This window comes from Methylobacterium sp. CCH5-D2, from assembly GCF_001556475.1.
Taxonomy (GTDB): Bacteria; Pseudomonadota; Alphaproteobacteria; order Rhizobiales; family Beijerinckiaceae; genus Methylobacterium; species Methylobacterium hispanicum.
Window position 1 is genome coordinate 1 of record NZ_LSIX01000287.1, and the last position, 1,586, is coordinate 1,586.

Annotated in this window: 2 protein-coding genes and 1 pseudogene; all 3 read right to left on the bottom strand. The window is 71.5% G+C overall.

Annotated features, from left to right (window positions below):
- Positions 1 to 185: pseudogene (locus AX737_RS07705) on the bottom strand (DUF1190 domain-containing protein); the annotation flags it as partial.
- Between the two features lie 43 nt (positions 186 to 228).
- Positions 229 to 627 carry a DUF350 domain-containing protein gene (locus tag AX737_RS07710; RefSeq protein ID WP_066920342.1) on the bottom strand — a complete coding sequence of 133 codons (399 nt, stop codon included), beginning with the start codon at positions 625 to 627 and terminating at the stop codon, positions 229 to 231.
- Positions 628 to 640: 13 nt separating this feature from the next.
- A partial coding sequence (locus AX737_RS07715; RefSeq protein WP_082772940.1) for a CTP synthase occupies positions 641 to 1,586 on the bottom strand: 946 nt, incomplete at its 5' end.

Here is a 1,586-nt window from a genome sequence, read left to right on the forward strand (position 1 = left end):
GCGGTGCAGGCGGCGGCGTCCGCGTAGACGAGCACGTCCTCCTCCCGCTGGCTCGGATCGATGCCTCCGAGGCCGAGCGCCGCCGCGCCCGCGCCCGCGACCAGAACGAGGGAGACGGTCTGGGAGCGCTTCGAGCGCGTCCGCTGGCCCTCGCGCTGACCCTCGGCTCCCGGCGTGGCGTCCATCCGGCTGGCTCCCCCGTCCCGGCCCGAATCGGACCGGCGGCGATCAGTACGTCATCGAGGCGGCGTTGATGAGGCCGCCGGCCAGCGAGGCGGCGGCGAGCAGGATCGCCGCGGCGCCCTCGCCCCGCTCGATGCGAGCCGAGAGGTCGGGCAGCACGAAGCGCATGCCCCAGTAGACCGCCATCTGCACCACGAGGGCGACAAGGCCCCAGACGATGCAATCGAGGAGTGACTGCGCGTTGTAGATCGCCACGAAGAGGGGCAGCGTGTAGCCGATCAGGCTCGCGCCGAGGGCGGTGGCCGCGGCCGCGTTGCCGGCCCGGATCAGCGCGATCTCCCGATGGGCGGTCGCCGTGAGGTAGACGACGAGGTAGGCGGCCACCAGCGCCAGGGCGGTCGCGTAGTAGGCGAGGAAGGCGGGAAGCCCGGAGATCGAGGACACGGGCTTCCTCGCCTCAGACGAGCCGGCTCTGCTCGATCGCCGCGCCGATGAAGCTCTTGAAGAGCGGGTGCGGCTCGAAGGGGCGCGACTTCAGCTCCGGGTGGTACTGCACGCCGATGAACCAGGGGTGGCCGACATGCTCCACGGTCTCCGGCAGGAGGCCGTCCGGCGAGGTGCCGGAGAAGCGCAGGCCCGCCGCCTCCAGCCGCTCGCGATAGGCCATGTTGACCTCGTAGCGGTGGCGGTGGCGCTCGGAGATGTCCGTCGAACCGTAGATTTCGGCGATCCGGGTGTCGGCCCCGAGGCGGGCCTGATAGGCGCCGAGCCGCATCGTGCCGCCGAGGTCGCCGGCGGCCGCGCGCTTCTCCAGCTCGTTGCCCTTCAGCCACTCGGTGAGCAGGCCCACCACCGGCTCGGAGGTCTCGCCGAACTCGGTCGAGTTCGCGTCCGCGATGCCCGCGAGCGCGCGCGCCGCCTCGATCACCGCCATCTGCATGCCGAAGCAGATGCCGAAATAGGGGATCTTGCGCTCGCGGGCGTAGCGGGCCGCCCGGATCTTGCCCTCGGCGCCGCGCTGGCCGAAGCCGCCCGGCACCAGGATGCCGTTGATGCCCTCGAGGAAGGGTGCCGGATCCTCGCGCTCGAACACCTCGGACTCGATCCACTCGAGGTTCACCCGGCAGCGATGGGCGATGCCGCCGTGGGTGAGCGCCTCGGTGAGCGACTTGTAGGCGTCCTTCAGGCCCGTGTACTTGCCGACGATCGCGATCGAGACCTCGCCCTCGGGGTTCCGCACCCGCTCCGAGATGGTGCGCCAGCGCGTCAGGTCCGGCTCGTCCGTCGGCTCCAGGCCGAAATGGGCGAGCACCTCGCGGTCGAGGCCGGCCTCCCGATAGGAGAGCGGCACGTCGTAGATCGAGGCGACGTCGCGCGCCTCGATCACCGCCGATTCGCGCACG